The organism is Pedococcus soli, assembly GCF_054782575.1.
In genome coordinates, this window is sequence record NZ_BAAGSF010000003.1 from 88,220 (window position 1) to 105,286 (window position 17,067).

Annotated in this window: 17 protein-coding genes; 5 read left to right on the forward strand and 12 right to left on the reverse strand. The window is 70.5% G+C overall.

The features are described 5' to 3' along the window. Positions 1 to 222 precede the first annotated feature (222 nt). Positions 223 to 1,332, forward strand: a complete 1,110-nt coding sequence (locus ACYVKF_RS03370) for a GmrSD restriction endonuclease domain-containing protein (RefSeq protein ID WP_460964834.1) — start codon at positions 223 to 225, stop codon at positions 1,330 to 1,332. A 94-nt stretch (positions 1,333 to 1,426) separates the two neighbouring features. Then, positions 1,427 to 1,630 (forward strand): hypothetical protein, encoded by a 204-nt coding sequence (locus ACYVKF_RS03375; protein WP_056915410.1) that lies wholly within the window; start codon positions 1,427 to 1,429, stop codon positions 1,628 to 1,630. Positions 1,631 to 1,641: 11 nt separating this feature from the next. On the opposite strand, the gene ACYVKF_RS03380 is transcribed toward ACYVKF_RS03375, so the two are convergent. From ACYVKF_RS03380 to ACYVKF_RS03435, 12 genes are all read right to left on the reverse strand, one after another. Beyond that, on the reverse strand, positions 1,642 to 2,403 hold the full coding sequence (locus ACYVKF_RS03380) for an anti-sigma factor domain-containing protein (RefSeq protein WP_460964836.1): 762 nt from the start codon (positions 2,401 to 2,403) through the stop codon (positions 1,642 to 1,644). After that, positions 2,387 to 2,959: an RNA polymerase sigma factor gene (locus tag ACYVKF_RS03385; RefSeq protein WP_235529073.1), complete on the reverse strand. Its 573-nt coding sequence runs from the start codon at positions 2,957 to 2,959 to the stop codon at positions 2,387 to 2,389. Before ACYVKF_RS03385 ends, ACYVKF_RS03380 begins: the two co-directional genes overlap by 17 nt. Positions 2,960 to 2,984: 25 nt before the next feature. Beyond that, entirely contained in the window at positions 2,985 to 3,680 is a 696-nt protein-coding gene (locus tag ACYVKF_RS03390) for a class F sortase (protein ID WP_460964839.1), read from the reverse strand. Between the two features lie 18 nt (positions 3,681 to 3,698). Then, positions 3,699 to 4,511: a DUF4397 domain-containing protein gene (locus ACYVKF_RS03395; RefSeq protein ID WP_460964841.1), complete on the reverse strand. Its 813-nt coding sequence runs from the start codon at positions 4,509 to 4,511 to the stop codon at positions 3,699 to 3,701. Positions 4,512 to 4,553: 42 nt separating this feature from the next. Then, a complete protein-coding gene (locus ACYVKF_RS03400; RefSeq protein ID WP_460964843.1) occupies positions 4,554 to 5,207 on the reverse strand; it encodes a fasciclin domain-containing protein in 654 nt (217 codons plus the stop codon). 176 nt (positions 5,208 to 5,383) lie between these two features. Continuing rightward, the gene (locus ACYVKF_RS03405) at positions 5,384 to 6,109 is read right to left on the reverse strand and encodes a VIT1/CCC1 transporter family protein (protein WP_369818762.1); all 726 of its coding nucleotides are present in this window, start codon (positions 6,107 to 6,109) and stop codon (positions 5,384 to 5,386) included. After that, positions 6,102 to 6,410: a 4a-hydroxytetrahydrobiopterin dehydratase gene (locus tag ACYVKF_RS03410; protein ID WP_460964845.1), complete on the reverse strand. Its 309-nt coding sequence runs from the start codon at positions 6,408 to 6,410 to the stop codon at positions 6,102 to 6,104. The genes ACYVKF_RS03405 and ACYVKF_RS03410 overlap by 8 nt, the downstream gene beginning before the upstream one ends. Before the next feature lie 173 nt (positions 6,411 to 6,583). Beyond that, positions 6,584 to 7,708, reverse strand: coding sequence for an ABC transporter ATP-binding protein (locus ACYVKF_RS03415; RefSeq protein ID WP_056915403.1), 1,125 nt, complete (start codon positions 7,706 to 7,708; stop codon positions 6,584 to 6,586). Continuing rightward, complete coding sequence (locus ACYVKF_RS03420) at positions 7,705 to 8,724, reverse strand: ABC transporter ATP-binding protein (RefSeq protein ID WP_056918355.1); 1,020 nt, start codon at positions 8,722 to 8,724, stop codon at positions 7,705 to 7,707. The genes ACYVKF_RS03415 and ACYVKF_RS03420 overlap by 4 nt, the downstream gene beginning before the upstream one ends. 7 nt (positions 8,725 to 8,731) lie before the next feature. Beyond that, complete coding sequence (locus tag ACYVKF_RS03425; RefSeq protein ID WP_056915401.1) at positions 8,732 to 9,742, reverse strand: ABC transporter permease; 1,011 nt, start codon at positions 9,740 to 9,742, stop codon at positions 8,732 to 8,734. Further along, positions 9,739 to 10,749, reverse strand: a complete 1,011-nt coding sequence (locus ACYVKF_RS03430) for an ABC transporter permease (protein ID WP_460964848.1) — start codon at positions 10,747 to 10,749, stop codon at positions 9,739 to 9,741. Before ACYVKF_RS03430 ends, ACYVKF_RS03425 begins: the two co-directional genes overlap by 4 nt. 162 nt (positions 10,750 to 10,911) lie before the next feature. Further along, positions 10,912 to 12,585: an ABC transporter substrate-binding protein gene (locus ACYVKF_RS03435; RefSeq protein WP_056915399.1), complete on the reverse strand. Its 1,674-nt coding sequence runs from the start codon at positions 12,583 to 12,585 to the stop codon at positions 10,912 to 10,914. A gap of 185 nt (positions 12,586 to 12,770) precedes the next feature. Between ACYVKF_RS03435 and ACYVKF_RS03440 the strand changes: the two genes are divergently transcribed. The 3 genes from ACYVKF_RS03440 (at position 12,771) to ACYVKF_RS03450 (ending at position 17,063) form a co-directional block, all read left to right on the forward strand. Further along, positions 12,771 to 13,205, forward strand: coding sequence for a (deoxy)nucleoside triphosphate pyrophosphohydrolase (locus tag ACYVKF_RS03440; protein WP_056915398.1), 435 nt, complete (start codon positions 12,771 to 12,773; stop codon positions 13,203 to 13,205). A gap of 191 nt (positions 13,206 to 13,396) precedes the next feature. Then, complete coding sequence (typA, locus tag ACYVKF_RS03445; RefSeq protein WP_460964852.1) at positions 13,397 to 15,280, forward strand: translational GTPase TypA; 1,884 nt, start codon at positions 13,397 to 13,399, stop codon at positions 15,278 to 15,280. A 94-nt stretch (positions 15,281 to 15,374) separates the two neighbouring features. Beyond that, entirely contained in the window at positions 15,375 to 17,063 is a 1,689-nt protein-coding gene (locus ACYVKF_RS03450) for an ABC transporter substrate-binding protein (RefSeq protein WP_460964854.1), read from the forward strand. The last annotated feature ends 4 nt before the right edge of the window (positions 17,064 to 17,067 follow it).

Below are 17,067 nucleotides of genomic sequence, written 5' to 3' on the forward strand. Positions count from 1 at the left end.
ACCCACGGCCCACACCAGACCGCCGATCACTGCGCGTTCCCAGAGCAGCTGCACCTTGTCCGTCATGAGGTCATGTGTAGCGCCTGGGCGTGGCCGGGGGGAGCGGACCGGCCGGACCAGCCGATCCTCGTCTCTTCGGTCAGGGTTGTCGGGTTCGCAGGGACGGGGGTCGGTGAGGACGTAGCGTGAAGCGTCCCCCATCGAAAGTGTCTGTCCCTCCTGATGATTCGCCGTCCCGAGCTCCGCTGGCCAGCGGCCGCAGGCTGGGTCCTGCTCGTCGTCGCGGTCTCGGGCTGCGTGCCGGCGAACGCGGACTCCCCGGCCTTCTCGACTCTCACGGGACCCACGAGCTCCACGAGCTCCACGCCGCCAGGCGAGGAGGCGCAGCCGGCGTCGGCCCCTGCGCCGACCACCACCACGACGCCGACGACGAACCCGGCGCGCTCGGCGACGACCGACACCTCCCGTCCCGCCGCCTCGACCACCCCCGCCCCGGACGCGGCGACCGCGACGGTACGACCGGGCACCGCCGTGACGACGTTGGCCACCCTGCCGGTCAAGGGTCGGGCGCCCAGGACGGGCTACGACCGCGACCGGTTCGGCCAGGCCTGGGCCGACGTCGATCGCAACGGCTGCGACACCCGCAACGACATCCTCCGGCGCGACCTCACGCGCTTCACCCTAAAGGCGGGCACGAACGGTTGCCTGGTCCTGTCCGGCACCCTCGCGGATCCCTACACCGGCACGGCGATCGACTTCGTCCGTGGGCGGGGTACCTCCAACGCCGTCCAGATCGACCACGTCGTCGCACTCTCGGACGCGTGGCAGAAGGGCGCCCAGCAGTGGTCGACCGCCAAGCGAACGGCGTTCGCCAACGACCCGCTCAACCTCCTTGCCGTGGACGGCCCCACGAACGCCGGCAAGGGTGACGGAGACGCCGCCACCTGGCTGCCTCCGCGCAAGGCCGGTCGCTGCTCCTACGTCGCGCGACAGGTGGCGGTCAAGCACCGGTACGGCCTGTGGGTCACGGCGGCCGAGCGCGACGCGGTCATCCGGGTGCTCCGGGCCTGCCCCGGCCAGGCGCTGCCGACGGCCAGGGCGATCCCGCTCGGTGGCGGACCCACCGGGGCCACCCCCACCCCAACACCGACCCCGGCCCGCAGCCGGAGCACCCCCAAGCCGTCGACCCCCACGCCCTCCCACACCGACCCGCGGTTCGGGACGTGCCGGGAGGCGAACGCCGCCGGCTACGGCCCCTACCGGCAGGGTGTGGACCCGGAGTACGACTGGTACCAGGACCGTGACCACGACGGGCTGGCCTGCGAACGCTGAAGCGCAGGCGGGCCCCGCGCGGTGGTCCGACCCTCACAGGAACGGCACAGTGGCGGCACACCCGCGCGCCAGCGCCTGCCACCACGGTGGTGCCATGAACATCGCCGCAGCCACCCTCCGTCGCCCGCACCTGACCGCGCGCGGGCTCACGTCCGCCGCGGTCCTCGCCGCAGCCCTGTCCGTGCCGGTCACCGGCACCGGCTCCTCGATCGAGGCGGTGCACGCGCCGCCGCAGGTCCGGGTCGCCGCGGTCTCGACCCTCCTGTCGCTGCCGGCCATGGGCAAGCTCGACGTCTGACGACGTGGGGGTCAGCTCTTCAGGGTCCCCCGGACCAGGCTGTCGCCGGAGTGCTCGGGTCGCTCGTCGAACCCCTCCCGCGAGATGTCGACGATGACGTATCCCTCGTCGATCAGCTGCTGGGTGACGGGGAAGGACGACCGGCCGTCGGACCGGAGCACCCCGAGGGACACCATTCGCTTTCCGTCGCGGTTGAGCAGCCACACCTCGAGGTAGCCGGAGCCGGCGTCGAGTCGCTCGGTCCGGACCGAGAGGAGCTCCTGGTCGTCCTCGCGCAACAGCGTGGCCATCCCCTGCCACTGCCGGGTGTCGAGGGTGTCGAGCCGGGTGCTCGCGACCTCCACGGGTGCCGGGGGTGCGGGTTCGTTCCACACCGCGTACCCCGCGAGCAACCCGATGGCGATGCCGGCAGCAGCGGCGCCCGCCGCCCACCCGACCGGGCCCCAGCGGCGTCTCGCCCGGGCTGCGACCGGTTGCGTGGGAGGGGACTGCGCGATGTCGGGTGACGGAGCGACGGCGTGAGCCTGGTCGAGGACCTCGGAGTCCCGCTCCTCGTCGTCGATCTGGGCCTCGATGCGGTCGAACAGGCCGGCGGGAGGAGCAGCGAGGTCGAGGCGTCGGGGCGACACGGACACCGCGTCGGCCACGCGGCGGAGGTCGGCCACCGTGGCGCTGCAGGAGGGGCACGTGGCCACGTGGGCGAGGTCGTCGGACGCCCCTGCGGCGTCACCCAGGGCCAGCCCGGCCAGGGTCTCCTCATCGGGGTGAGTCATCGTCCACCTCCTCCAGTCGTGATCGCAGCTGCACCAGTCCTCGGCGGACGTGGCTCTTCACGGTGCCCAGCGGCAAGCCGAGCCGCTCGGCGATCTCCTCCTGCGGCCGGTCCTCGATGAAGGCCAGCCGCAGCACCGACGCCCGTGGCTCGCCCAGGCGGTCGACCTCGTGGGCGACGAGCAGACGCTGGGCGATGTCGGGCTCGGGTGGCGGGGACCCGGCCTCGGGCGTGACGGAGGCGACGGCGGCCAGGTTGCGAGCCCTGCGGTAGCGCTGGGTGCGGACGTCGGCGACCTTGTGGCGGGTGATGCCTACGAGCCAGGCCGGTATGGCGCCCTCGCTCGGCCGCAGGGTGTGGCGGCTTCCCCACGCCGACACGAAGACCTGCTGGGTGACGTCCTCCGCGTCGTGCGCGTCGTCCAGGGCCCTCAAGGCCACCGTGTAGACGAGTGCCGACCAGCGTTCGTAGACCTCGGCGAGAGCCTCGCGCGAACCCGAGGCGAACCGGGCGGCGAGGTCGTCCTGCTCCGCGACCAGCTCGTCCAGGGCCAACACGCCTTCCACTGTAGTCATGGGGATCTCAGCCCACCGGTGTCGCCACGACGACGATGTTGTCCTCGTAGTGCCCGGTGGTTCTGTCGAACGCGCCACCGCAGGTGACCAGGTGCAGGCGAGCCGGTCCGTCCCGGTCGAACAGGTCGTCGGTGTCCAGCTCTCCCTTGTCGAGACGCAGCACCCTGGTGACGCGGTAGCGCAGCTCGTCCCTTCCGGCGGTCAGCGTCACGGTGTCGCCGCGATGCAGCGTCCCCAGGCGGGCCAGGGGACCGATGCCGTAGCGCGCGTCGTCGACGTGCGCCGCGATCACGGTCGCCCCGGACGAGCTCCCCGGTGCGGCCCCGAACCGGTACCACCCCGCCACGCGCGGGTCCGCAGGAATGACCATGTCGCCGCGCTGGTCCACCCCGACGGGAGCCACCCGCATCGTCGCGTCGAGCCGGGGGACGACGATGCGGGTGGGTGGTGGAGGTGTGGAGCGGACCGTCGCGCCCACGCCGGCGGCGGGTATGGCGTCGCGCCCCGTCTCCGAGCGTGTCGGCGTGGGCGACGACGTGGGCAGCGGGCGGTACAGCGGCGCGGCCGTCGTGCCCGTCGAGGCCGTGCGCGCGAGCGCCCGAGGGTCGTCCTCACCGGCGTCGCGCGTCAGCCAGGCCGTGAGGGCCCCCGCGAGGAGGGCGGCGACCACCGCGGCCGCCACCCTCCTGTGGGAGGCCCTCACGAACACCGTCGGCCCGCCTCAGCCGCGGGCGACGGCGGGGCGACGACGCAGCAGCACCACGCCACCGGCGACGACCGCTGCCGCCGCCACCAGGGCGGCGCGGGAGAGGTCCGCCGTCGCGGCCGCCTGCCCACCGTTGCCGGCGGGGACGCCGCCGGGCGAGGAGTGCAGTCCGGAGATGGTCTGGACGGCCAGGGCGAGGGTGTCGTCCGTGGCGCTGCCGTAGGCGTACACGATCGTGTTGCTCCCCTCGGCCAGCGTCACGTCGGCGGGTCCGATCGCGACCGTGTCGGTGCCTGCGAGCACCACGTCCGCGCTGATCGTGCCGGCAGGGAGATCGGCCTTGGCCTCCTTGGGGTTCGTCAGACCCTTGAACGCCACCACACCGTTGGCCCGCACGTCCACCGCCGGGGCGGCAGCCGTGTGCCGGACCGTCAGGCGGGCCTTCCCCGCCGCGACCCTGGAGACGTCGTTGACGAAGGGGGTGAGGACGGGCTTGCCGTCGGCCGTGAGGTGCGCGACCACGGACACGTTGGCGCCGGCCGGTACGGCGACACCCTTGGCCTCGACGACGGCCTTGCCGTCGGCCCCGGCGTTGGCCGCGGTGACCTTGAGGTCGTACGTGCCGGCCGGGAGCTTCACCGGGTCGGTGACGGTCCCGGGCTTGAAGTCGGTGAGCAACGCGTCACCGTTGGCGTAGACGTCGACCGTGGCGCCGGGGATGCCGTGGACGACGGTGACGGTGGCTTCGCCGGCGGCCTGCGCCGGCAGGGCCGACCCGGTGGCTGCCACCGCGAGGAGCGCGGCGGCGAGGAAGCGGGTGATCTTCATGGGGGTTCCTCAGCTCTCGAAGGGTTCGGTGGAATGGTCTGGTCAGAGGTCGACGGGTCGGAGGACGAAGACGATGCCGTGGGCGATCTGCCGGTTGCCCTTGTTGATGTCGAGGGCGCGGGGGTTGAGGATCGGGTTGACGTCGTTCTTGTCGTTGTCGCGCAGCACCACGAGCTTGAAGCGGGCGGAGAGGACGTCGACGGTGAAGGACGCGCCCGGGAGGGCGGTCGCGAGCGAGGCCCCGTCGGACCGCAGCGCCGTCCGGGAGTCGATCGTCACGCCCGGGACGACGTGGTAGAGCAGCACCTTCTCGATCGCGTCGATGCCCACGGTGCTCGCCAGCGTGCTGAACGTCTTCTGCTCCGTCCTAGGCCACGACCTGGTGAGGTCGGCGACGAGGACCTGGAACGCGCGGTCGTTGGGCAGGAACGCGGTCAGGGGGACGGTGCCGTCGGCGAGGACCCCGACCGGGCTGTCCGGCTTGGCAGCGAGCACGGCGAGGACCGCCTCGGTGAGGATGTCGTAGTCGTACCAGTTGCGGTCGAAGGTGTTGCCGTCCGCCGTGAGCACGGCGGCCAGGCTCCTCGTCCCGGTGGACGCGGTCGTGGTCGGTGCCGCGCTCGCCGCTGGCGCGACGAGCGCGGTGGCGAGGGCGGCGGTGGCGAGGACGGAGCTGACTCTGCGGCGCAGGTACATCGGTGGACCTCCAGGGCTCGGGGCGGTCCGTCGTGGGCCGCCTGCCCCTACTTCCGCCGTACCCCCGTCCCGGGATGCACTCGGGCCCGAGAAGTTGGTCGACGACCCGTTCCCGGGCCCGTGCCACCGCGGGACCCGCCCCGTACCTCGGTACGGGCGTGGCGTCCGTCGCGCCCTTACAGCTGGGTGCCCACCAGGGCGCCGATGCCGTAGGTGACCGCCATCGCGAGGACGCCTCCCGCGACGTTGCGCAGGACGGCGCGCTGTCGCGGTGCACCCCCGAGGCCGGCGCTCACCGCGCCGGTGACGGCGAGGGCGACGACGACGGCCAGCGCCGTGACGACGACCCGGGCACCCTGCGGCGGCAGGAGGATCGCGACCAGGGGGAGCAGCGCCCCGCCCGTGAAGGCAGACATCGAGGCCCACGCCGCGTGCCAGGGGTTGGTCAGCTCGTTCGGGTCGATGCCGAGCTCGGCCTCGGCGTGGGCGCCCAGGGCGTCGTGCTTCGTCAGCTGTACCGCGACCTCGTGGGCGAGCTCGGATGACAGGCCCTTGCCCTCGTAGATCTCCGCGAGCTCGCGCAGCTCCTCCTCGGGCATCTCGCGCAGCTCTCGGGTCTCCTTGTCCAGCAACGCCTTCTCGGTGTCCCGCTGGGTGCTCACCGAGACGTACTCGCCCGCGGCCATGCTCATCGCACCCGCAGCCAGGCCTGCGACACCGGCCGTCACGATGGCGCCACGGTCGGTCGTCGCGGCGGCCACGCCGATCACGATGCCGGCCGTCGAGACGATGCCGTCGTTGGCGCCGAGGACGGCCGCCCGCAGCCAGTTGAGCTTCGCGCCGATGCCCTGGTCGTGCTCCTCGCCCTCGTGGGGGACGACGTCGGTCTCCACCTCAGCCACGCGGCTGCGCCCCGATCCGGTCCGCGGCCTGGTTGATCTGGTGGGCGAGCTCGACATCGAGCTGGGTCAGGCCACCCTGGTCGTGGGTCGAGAGCACGAACCGCACCGAGCGCCAACGGATGTCGATGTCGGGGTGGTGGTTCATCGACTCCGCGTCGAGGGCTACCTCGTCGACGAGGCGGATCGCGGCGGGGAAGTCGGGAGCCTCGAACGTCGCCACGATCTGGGTGCCGTCGACCGCCCACCCGGGCAGGTCGTTCAGCTGGCGGTCGATCTCCTCGTGCGTGAGCAACCTGAACATGCGCCCACTCTGGCAAGGAACGCCCCCTCTGTCACCGAAGCCCAGCCTCACCTCACCCACCCGAACGCAGGTCGACGGGCGACCACCCCCCCGGGGACGGGTGTGCCGCGTGCGCGAGGTGCACACGCGGCACACCCGCGGTCTTCGGTCGGCCGGTCCGGCCGGGTGGCTCCTCAGAGGGCCTCCTGGACCGAGGCCGGCCCGAGGAAGTCGTCCCCACCGGAGGTGTGGTCGGTCTGCGAGGTCAGGGAGGCCTTGACGGTGTGCATCGCCACCTCGCCGGACTCGATCTGCTCGGCCCAGTGGCAGGCGACCCGGTGCGAGTCGGGGACACCGGCGATCTGCAGGGTGCGCAGCTGGGGGCGCTCGGTGTCGCACTTCGTGTCCTGCCGCCACGGGCAGCGCGTGTGGAACCGGCAGCCGGTGGGCGGATTGGCGGGGGAGGGCAGGTCGCCCTGCAGCAGGATCCGCTCGCGTCGGTCCTCGATCAGCGGGTCGGGCACCGGCACGGCGGACATGAGCGCCCGCGTGTACGGGTGCAGCGGCTTCGTGTAGAGGTCCTCCGCGTCGGCCTCCTCCGCGATCGCCCCGAGGTACATGACCCCGATGCGGTCGCTGATGTGGCGCACGACGGCGAGGTCGTGGGCCACGACGAGGTAGGTCAGCCCGAACTCGTCCTGGAGCTCCTCGAGGAGGTTGATGACCTGCGCCTGCACCGACACGTCGAGCGCCGAGACGGGCTCGTCGGCGACGATGAGCTTGGGGTTCACCGACAGGGCCCGGGCGATGCCGATGCGCTGGCGCTGGCCGCCGGAGAACTCGTGGGGGTACTTCTTCAGCGCCGCCACCGGCAGGCCGACGGCCTTGAGCAGGTCCCGCAGCCGTGTGGCCGCCTGCTTCTCGTCCTTGGTCAGCCCGTGCGCCTTCATGCCCTCGAGCAGCAGGGACTCGACGGTCTGGCGCGGGTCGAGGCTGCCCATCGGGTCCTGGAACACCATCTGGATGTCCTGGCGCTTGTGCCGCAGCTCCTCGCCCTTGAGCGCGGCGATGTCGATCCCGTCGAACTCGACCGAGCCCGAGGTGGGCGGTTCGAGGTTGAGGATGGCCCGCCCCAGGGTCGACTTCCCGCAGCCGGACTCGCCGACCAGGCCGTAGGTCTCTCCCTTGCGGATCTGCAGGTCGACGCCGTCCACGGCGTAGACGTGGCCGATCGTCTTGTCGAAGATGACCCCCCGCTTGATGGGGAAGTGGACCTTGACGTCCTTGACGTCGACGAGGATCTCGTCGCTGACGGTCACCGGGACACCTCCACGGGGTTGTGGCAGCGGAGCGCCCGCGGGCCGTCCTCCACGAACTCAGGGGTCTTCTCGACGCAGACGTCGATGGGCTGCGAGCACCGGGGCGCGAACGCACACGCGTTCGCCCACGGCAGGTTGTCCGACACCGAGCCGGGGATCGGGGTCAGCTTGGTGCCCCGCTCCCCGTCGAGCCGGGGTATGGAGCTGAGCAGGCCGTGCGTGTACGGGTGCCGCGGCTGCGCGAAGAGCGGGTGGCGGTCACCGCGCTCGACGATGCGACCGGCATAGAGGACGTTGATCCGGTCCACCAGCCCGGCGACGACGCCGAGGTCGTGGGTGATCATGACCAGGGCGGTGCCGCTGTCCTCGACCAGCTCCTTGAGCAGGGCGAGGATCTGGGCCTGGATCGTCACGTCGAGGGCCGTGGTCGGCTCGTCGGCGATGAGGACCTTGGGGGCGCACGCCAGTGCCATCGCGATGAGGGCGCGCTGGCGCATCCCGCCGGAGAGCTGGTGCGGGTAGTCCTTGAGGCGGCGGTTCGGGTCGGGGATGCCGACCTTGTCGAGCATCTCGCGGGCCAGCGGCGTGGCCGCCTTGCGGGACAGGCCCTTGTGGCGCTCCAGCACCTCGGTGACCTGGACGCCGATCGGCACGACGGGGTTCAGCGACGACAACGGGTCCTGGAAGATCATGCCGAGGTCGCGTCCACGGCGGTCGCGCATCTGCTCCTTGGACTGGGTCAGCAGGTTGGTGCCGCCGTAGAGGACCTCGCCCTCGACGCGGACCCCGCGCTGGGGGAGCAGCCCCATGATCGCCAGGGACGTGACGGACTTGCCGCAGCCGGACTCGCCGACGAGGCCGACGGTCTGGCCGGGGCGGACGTCGAAGCTCACGCCGTCGACGGCCACGAACGGCTTCTCGCCCTGCCGCGTGAAGGTGACCGTGAGGTCGCGCACCGACAGCAGCGGTTCCTCGCTGTGTCCTCGGGTGCGGGTGTTCTCGATGGTTTCGGTCATGCCTCCCTCATCTCCTGCTCTTGGGGTCGAGGGCCTCGCGCAGCGACTCACCCATGAGGGTGAAGCCGAGCGCCACGACGATGATGCACAGCGCCGGCCAGATGGCCAGGGCCGGGTTGTCGAAGATGTTGTTCTGGGCCTTGCCCAGCATCTGGCCCCACTCGGGCTGCCGGTCGTCGGGGTTGCCGAGACCGAGGAAGGACAGCGCCGCGGCGTCGATGATCGCTCCGGCGATGACGAGCGTCGCCTGGACGATGACCGGGCCGAGCGAGTTGGGCAGCATGTGCCGGAACACGATGGCCGACCGCTTCACGCCGAGCGCCCTCGCTGCGAGGACGTGGTCGCTGGAACGCTGCGCCAGCATCGAGCCTCGCAGCAGTCGGGCGAAGATCGGGACCTGGACCGTCGCGATGGCGATGATGACCGTCCACTGGCTCGGTCGCGAGGCCAGCGCCGCGATGGACACCGCGAGCAGCAGCGACGGGATCGAGAGCATCACGTCCACGATGCGCATGACGAGGGAGTCGACCCACCCGCTGAAGGCACCGGCGAGGACACCGAGCGACATGCCGCCCGCCAGGCCGAAGAGCGTGGCGAAGACACCCACGATCAGCGTCTGGCGGCTCCCGACGATGAGGCGGGAGAGGACGTCACGTCCTGAGGTGTCGGCGCCGAGGGGGAAGCCGGCTTCCGGACCCGGGACGGGGTTGCTCTGCGGACGGACCTTGTCGAGCAGCAGCCCCTTGGTGGGGTCGTGCGGCGCGATGAGGGGGGCGAAGATCGCCAGCAGGACGAACAGGAGGGTGATGCCGGCGCCGAGGAGGAAGACCGGGTTGCGCCGCAGCCGGCGCCACGCGCTCGCGATGAGCGAGACGCCGGTGCTCTCCTCGATGTGACCGGCGTCGTCGACGGTGAGCGTCGCGGTGCCGCCGGAGCGGGCTGCGAGCTCGTCGATGCGCTGCTTCTTGTTCCTGGGGTCCAGGTTGTCAGGGTTGAGGGGATTGGACACCGGGGTCACCTCGTCCGGACTCGGGGGTCGATCACGGCATACGCGATGTCGACGAGAAGGTTGATGACGACGAACGTGATCGCCGCCATGAGGATGCACACCTGCAGGACGGCGTAGTCGCGACGGGTGAACGCCACCGCCACGGCCTCGCCGATCCCGCCCCAGGAGAACACCCGCTCGGTCAGCACAGCGCCGACGAGCAGGCCACCGGTCTGCAGGCCGATCGTCGTGACCACGGGCAGGAGGGCGTTGCGCAGGATGTGCCGGCCGCGGATGACCTTGTTGGTCAGGCCCTTCGACTCCGCGGTGCGCACGTAGTCCTCGTCCATGACGTCCAGGACGGACGCGCGGGTGATGCGGAAGATCACCGCGAAGGGGATGGTCGCCAGCGCAAGGCTCGGCAGGATCAGGTGCTTCAGCGCGTCCCAGGCGGCGTCGTACTCACGCGTGAGGAGCCCGTCGAAGACGAAGAACCCGGTGACCCGGGTCGCGTCGAGGCTCGGGTCCTGGCGACCGGACACCGGCAGCCAGTGCAGGTTGATCGCGAACCAGTACTTCAGCAGGAAGGCGAGGAAGAAGACCGGGACGGCGACACCGATGAGGGAGCCGACCACCGACAGGTTGTCGAACCACGACGTGCGGCGCCGAGCGGCCATGTACCCGAGGGGAATGCCGGCGGCGATCGCGAACAGCAGGGCGAAGAAGCTCAGCTCCAGGGTCGCGGGGAACCGCTGCACGAACACCTGCATGGCGTCGACACCCGGCTGCACGCCGGTGCTCGACCCGAACTGGCCCTGGACGGCACGCTTGAGGAACTGCCAGTACTGGACGTAGAGGGGCTGGTCGAGGCCGAGGGCCTTCTCCAGGGCGGCCCGTCGGGCCGGTGTCGCCTTCTCGCCGAGGATGGCGGACACGGTGCCGCCCGGCAGCGAACGCAGCCAGAGGAAGACCAGCAGGGACAGGACGACGACCACCCCCACCATCTGCAGCAGTCTTCGCAGGATGAATCTCAGCACAGGGGCTCAATCTCCTTCACGGTCGACCATCGGCGTCGACGGACGGGTTCGCACGGGGGGAAGTGCATGTTCGACGAACGTTCATACACGACTGTGGCCGTCCCAGCGATTCTGCTGGGACGGCCACAGTCTTAGGAAGTGCTGTCCGAGGTCTACCTCAGATCACTTGCTCACCGTCACCGAGGAGAACGTCTCGGCGGTCAGCGGGCTGGCGACCAGGCCCTTGAGCTTCTTGCTCACGACCAGGGCCGGCGGGGAGTGGCTGATCGCCAGACCCGGCAGGTCGTCTTCCATGATCGTCTTGTTGAGCTTCTCGTAGGCAGCGGTGCGCTGGCCCTCGTCCACGATGGCGTCGGCCGCCTCGAGGTCCTTGGACAGCTGGGCGCCGTACGACGTCGCACTGGTGTGGAAGTCGTTGGTCTTCAGGCTGCCGAAGAAGGTGCCGATGAAGTTGTCGGGCGAGTTGTAGTCACCGGTCCAGCCGAGCAGCCACGCGTCGTAGCCACCGTTGTCGACGGTGTCGAGGTAGCCACCGTTCCACGGCTTGGTGACCACGTTGACCTTGATGCCGACGGCCTCGAGGTCGGTGCGCAGGGCCTCGTAGATCTTCTGGGGGTCCGGCATGTACGGACGCGACACCTCGGACGGGTAGGCGAACGTCAGGCTCATGCCCTCGGCGCCGGCCTCCTTGAGGAGCGACATGGCCTTGGCCTTGTCGTACGCGTACGGCTGCAGGTCCTTGTTGTAGCCCTTGATCGTCTCGGGGACGAACTGCGTGGCGACGGTCGCGCCCTCGGGCAGCTGGGTCTTGACCAGCTGCTCACGGTTGAGGGCGTAGTAGAGGGCCTGGCGGACCTTGAGGTCCTTCAGCTTCGGGTTCTTGGCCGGGTTGAGGCCCATGTAGAGGATGTTGAACGCGGGGCGGACGAGCACGTCGTTGCCGGCGTCCTTCAGGCCCTTCCAGTCAGCCGGGTTGGGGAGGTCGTAGCCGTCGATGCTGCCGGCCTCGAGCTCCTGGCGACGGGTGCTCTCGTCGGGGATGATCTTGAAGACGAGCTTGGCCGTCTTCGCCTTCTCGCCCCAGTAGGCGTCGTTGCGCACGAGCGTGACCGTCTTGTTGGCCTCGTCGTACTTGTCGAGCTTGTACGGGCCGGTGCCGACCGGGTTCTTCGAGTACGCGGGGTAGCCGAAGCCCTCACCCTGCTTGGTGACGTTGTTCGCGTCGCCGTCCTTCAGCGCCTTCGGCGACTGCATGGAGAACGAGTCGAGCGACAGGGCCGTCGGGAACTTCGACGTCGGGCGCAGGATCTTGATGACCGCGGTCATGTCGTCCTTGGCCGTGCAGCCCTGGTAGAGGGCGTTGGCCGCGTCGGTCTTGAACGAACCCATGACGTCGGCCCAGTAGCCGGCGGGGCCGCCCTGGGCGACCTCGTTCTGGTCGAACATGCGCTCGAAGTTGTAGCAGACGGCTGCGGCGTTGAAGGCCTCGCCGTCCCAGAACTTGACGCCCTCGCGGAGCTTGAACGTCCACTCCTTGCCGTCGGCCGAGGCCTCCCAGCTGGTGGCGAGCTCGGGCTCGATGTCGGCGGTGCCCGGCTTGATGCCGACCAGGCCCTCCATCATCTGGCGGGTGACGCGGAACGTCTCACCGTCGGTGGCGTAGAAGGGGTCGAAGAGCTCGGGGGCGCCTGCCGCGCCGAACGTGATGGTGTCCTTGGTGTCACCACCGCTGGAGGAACCGCTGCCAGACCCGCGGTCTGACTGGGCGCAGGCCGTCAGGGTGAGGGCCAGCGTCGTCGCCAAGACGACCGGAGTCGTCCTTCGCGTGAGCTTCATGAATACCTCGCTTGTGTGCGAACTTTGGTCGACCCGGTCGGGCGCCAGGGGTGGAGCAGGGGTGGTGCAGGTGGTGCGGTCCGGAGGGGCATGCGTGCGCAAACCTTCTACGGTTGGTGCGAGACCCTAGCGAGAACTGCGGTGCCCGCACCGCTCCGCCGCGGAAATTAACAAAAGTGAGACACATGCCGGAAAGAGCACGGTTCCCGTTGGTGCGCGCCGTCGTCGGCGCCGCGATCGTCGACGACCTCGACCACCCGACGCGCCTGTTGAGCGCCCGTCGGACCGAGCCCCCGGCGCTGGCCGGCGGGTGGGAGTTCCCCGGTGGCAAGGTCGACCCGGGCGAGACCGACGAGCAGGCCCTGCACCGCGAGCTGCGCGAGGAGCTGGGGGTGACGGTGCGCCTCGGAGCCGTGCTCCGCGGGCCCCGGGACGGCCGGTGGCCGCTGGGGGAGGCGTACGCGATGACGGTGTGGTGGGCCGTGGTCGAGTCGGGCGAGCCTGCCCCGTTGGAGGACCACGACGCCCTCCGGTGGCTCACCGCCGACGACCTCCACGACGTGCCGTGGCTGCCCGCCGACCTCCCGATCGTCGACGTGATCGCCACCCGGCTGCGCTGAGTCGCGCCAACCGCAGCCAAACAACCGACAGTGCCGCCTCCCGGGCGCTCAGGGACCCGTCCGGTGGTGAGCCGGCACCACCGGGAGGTATGGCGGCGGGCGGCCCCACCGCGCACCCCGCTTGTGGGGGTGGTCACCACGCACGGGCGGGGTGGTCCTGACGTGCTCGAAAGCCTGAGACAATGGTGCTCATGCCCATGAAGACCCGCGGTGACATCCGCAATGTCGCCATCGTTGCCCACGTCGACCACGGAAAGACCACCCTGGTCGACAAGATGCTCTGGGAGGCCGGCGCGTTCGGCGAGCACCAGCACGTCGACGAGCGCGCGATGGACTCCGGTGACCTCGAGCGCGAGAAGGGCATCACCATCCTCGCGAAGAACACCGCGATCCACTACGCCGGCAAGGCCGCCGCAGAGGCCGGCCTCGCCGATGGCGCCACGATCAACATCATCGACACCCCCGGCCACGCCGACTTCGGTGGCGAGGTCGAGCGCGGCCTGTCGATGGTCGACGGTGTCGTCCTGCTCGTCGACGCGTCCGAGGGCCCGCTGCCCCAGACCCGCTTCGTGCTGCGCAAGGCGCTCGCCGCCAAGATGCCCGTCGTCCTGTGCATCAACAAGGTCGACCGCCCCGACTCGCGCATCGCCGAGGTCGTCGACGAGGTCTACGAGCTGTTCATGGACCTCGACGCCGACGAGCACCAGATCGAGTTCCCGATCGTCTACGCCTCCGCCAAGAACGGCCGCGCGTCGATGACCCGTCCCGAGAACGGTGGCCTGCCGGACGCCGACGACCTCGAGGCACTCTTCGAGACGATCCTGTCGACGATCCCCGCGCCGACGTACGACGACGAGGCGCCCCTGCAGGCGCACGTCACCAACCTCGACGCCTCCAACTTCCTCGGTCGCCTCGCCCTCCTGCGCGTGCACAACGGCACGATCAGGAAGGGCCAGCACGTCGCCTGGTGCAAGGTCGACGGCACCGTCGAGCGCGTGAAGATCACCGAGCTCCTCATGACCGAGGCCCTCGAGCGCAAGCCCGCCGAGTCGGCCGGCCCCGGCGACATCATCGCCATCGCCGGCATCCCCGAGATCATGATCGGCGAGACCCTCGCCGACGCGGAGAACCCCATCCCGCTTCCGGTCATCACCGTCGACGAGCCGGCCATCTCCATGACCATCGGCACCAACACCAGCCCGATGGTGGGCCGTGTCCGTGGCTCGAAGGTCACCGCCCGCATGGTCAAGGACCGCCTCGACAAGGAGCTCATCGGCAACGTGTCGCTGCGCGTCCTGACGACCGAGCGTCCCGACGCGTGGGAGGTCCAGGGCCGTGGAGAGCTCGCGCTCGCCATCCTCGTCGAGCAGATGAAGCGTGAGGGCTACGAGCTCACGGTCGGCAAGCCCCAGGTGGTCACCCGCGAGATCGACGGCAAGACCCACGAGCCGGTCGAGCGCCTCACGATCGACACCCCCGAGGAGTTCCTCGGCCCGATCACGCAGATCATGGCTGCCCGCAAGGGCCGCATGGAGCAGATGACCAACCACGGCACCGGCTGGATCCGCATGGAGTTCCTCGTGCCGTCGCGCGGGCTCATCGGCTTCCGCACCGAGTTCCTCACCGAGACCCGCGGCACGGGCATCGCCCACCACGTGTTCGAGGACTACGAGCCGTGGTTCGGCCCGATCGTGACCCGCACCAGCGGTTCGCTCGTCTCCGACCGCACCGGTGTCGTCACGGCCTACGCCATGGTCAACCTCCAGGAGCGCGGGACGCTGTTCGTCGACCCGACGACCGAGGTCTACGAGGGCATGATCATCGGCGAGAACTCCCGCGCCGACGACATGGACGTCAACATCACCAAGGAGAAGAAGCTCACCAACGTGCGCGCCTCCTCCTCGGACAACTTCGAGAAGATCGTGCCCCCGCGCAAGCTGAGCCTCGAGCAGTCACTCGAGTTCTGCCGCGAGGACGAGTGCGTCGAGGTGACCCCGGAGGCCGTGCGCATCCGCAAGGTCGAGCTCGACCAGACCCTGCGCGCCCGCGCCGCGTCCCGGGCGCGCAACGCCTGATCGCGGCAGGCTGGTGAGCGTGCTCCACCGACGCCTGCTGCCATCACGCCGGTCGGGCCTGCCCCCGTGCAGGCCCTTCCGGCGACCCGGGGTGGTGACCGCCCTCGTGGCGGTCGCCCTCATGGTGTCCGGGTGCACCGCCGGCGACGCCTCGGCGCCGGACACGGGTGTGGCCGGGCAGCTCTCGGTGCTGTCCCTGGGCCCCGTGGCGAGCTGGGACCCCCAGCGCATGACCACGCCGCAGGACGTCGCCTTCGCGGGGCGGACCTTCATCCGCACCCTGACGGCCCACCCGGCGGGCACCGACGCGGCAGCCCAGCGGGACGTCGTCGGTGACCTCGCCACCGATGCCGGCCGACCCGACGACTCGCTCAAGGTCTGGGCGTTCACGCTGCGCAGCGGGACCACGTGGCAGGACGGTTCGCCGGTCACCTGCGAGGATGTGCGCTACGGCGTCTCACGGTCGTTCGCGAAGCCGTGGGCCGACGAGGGCCTCAACTACCCCCTGGCCTACCTCGACATCCCGCGCAAGGCCGACGGGACGTCGACCTACGCCGGACCGTTCGGCGGCTCGGGCCAGGCGGCGTTCGACAAGGCGGTCACCTGCGACGGGTCCAAGATCACCTTCCGCCTCAGCACGCCGATGGTCGACTTCAACCAGGTCGTGGCGCTGCCCGCCTTCGCGCCCGTCAAGAAGTCCCGGGACGGCAAGGCCGACGCCACGTATGCCGTGTTCTCCAATGGGCCCTACCAGCTCAAGGGCGAGTGGGATCCCAGCACCGGTGGGGTATTCGAGCGAAACCCCAAGTGGGACAAGGGTTCCGACCCCATCCGCCGCGCCGCGCCTGACTCGATCCGGTACGTCGAGGGCACCGAGTCCCAGACGGCCGTCCAGCAGGTCATCAACGACGAGGGCGACCGCCGACGCGCCGTCACCCTCGACTCGGCTCCCCCGGCGATGCAGCAGCAGGTGCTCGCCGACAAAGGGTTGACCAGCCGCTCGATCAACCCCACCGCGCAGTTCGTCGACTACCTCGCGCCGAGCTTCGCCTCCCCGGTCATGCGCAACGCGGACGTGCGACGGGCCCTGGCGCTGGCGACCAACCGTGACGGGTACGTCACCGCCCTGGGCGGAACGAGCGCAGCCGAACCCACGTCGACCCTGCTGGGCCCCGCCATCGCCGGTCACCGCGACACCGACCCGCTCGGTGCCTCACCGTCGGGCGACCCGGCCGGGGCCCGGGCGGCCCTCCAGGCGTCGGGGCTGACGCTCCCGGTGAAGATCACGGTCGCCTACCGCTCGACCCCGACCGCGGACAAGGCGATGGCGGCGCTGCTCAACGGCTGGGAGCAGGCCGGTTTCCAGGTCACGCTGCAGCCCATCGAGAAGGACTACTTCTCGGCGGCGTCCAGGCCCGGCCGCGCGGCCGACACCGATGTCTTCTGGGCCAACTGGGCGCCGGCCTGGCCGGCGGCCTCCACGGTGATCCCCCCGCTGTTCGACAGCCGCCTGAACCTCTCGGACAGCGGGACCGGCCGCGACCTGGGCGCCTTCGCGGACGACGGCGTCGACAAGGAGATCACCCGGATCTCGACGGTGAAGGACCCTACGGCGCAGGCGGCGGCGTGGGCCGACCTCGACACCTCGCTGGCCAAGCGTGGCGCCTACATCGCCTTGGCGCAGCGCCGTTCGTTGTTCATCGCCGGGAGCGCCGTGAGCGGGCTCAGCGCCAACGAGGCCCTGGGTGGGTTCGTGGACCTGGCGACCATCGGTGTGGAATAGCCAG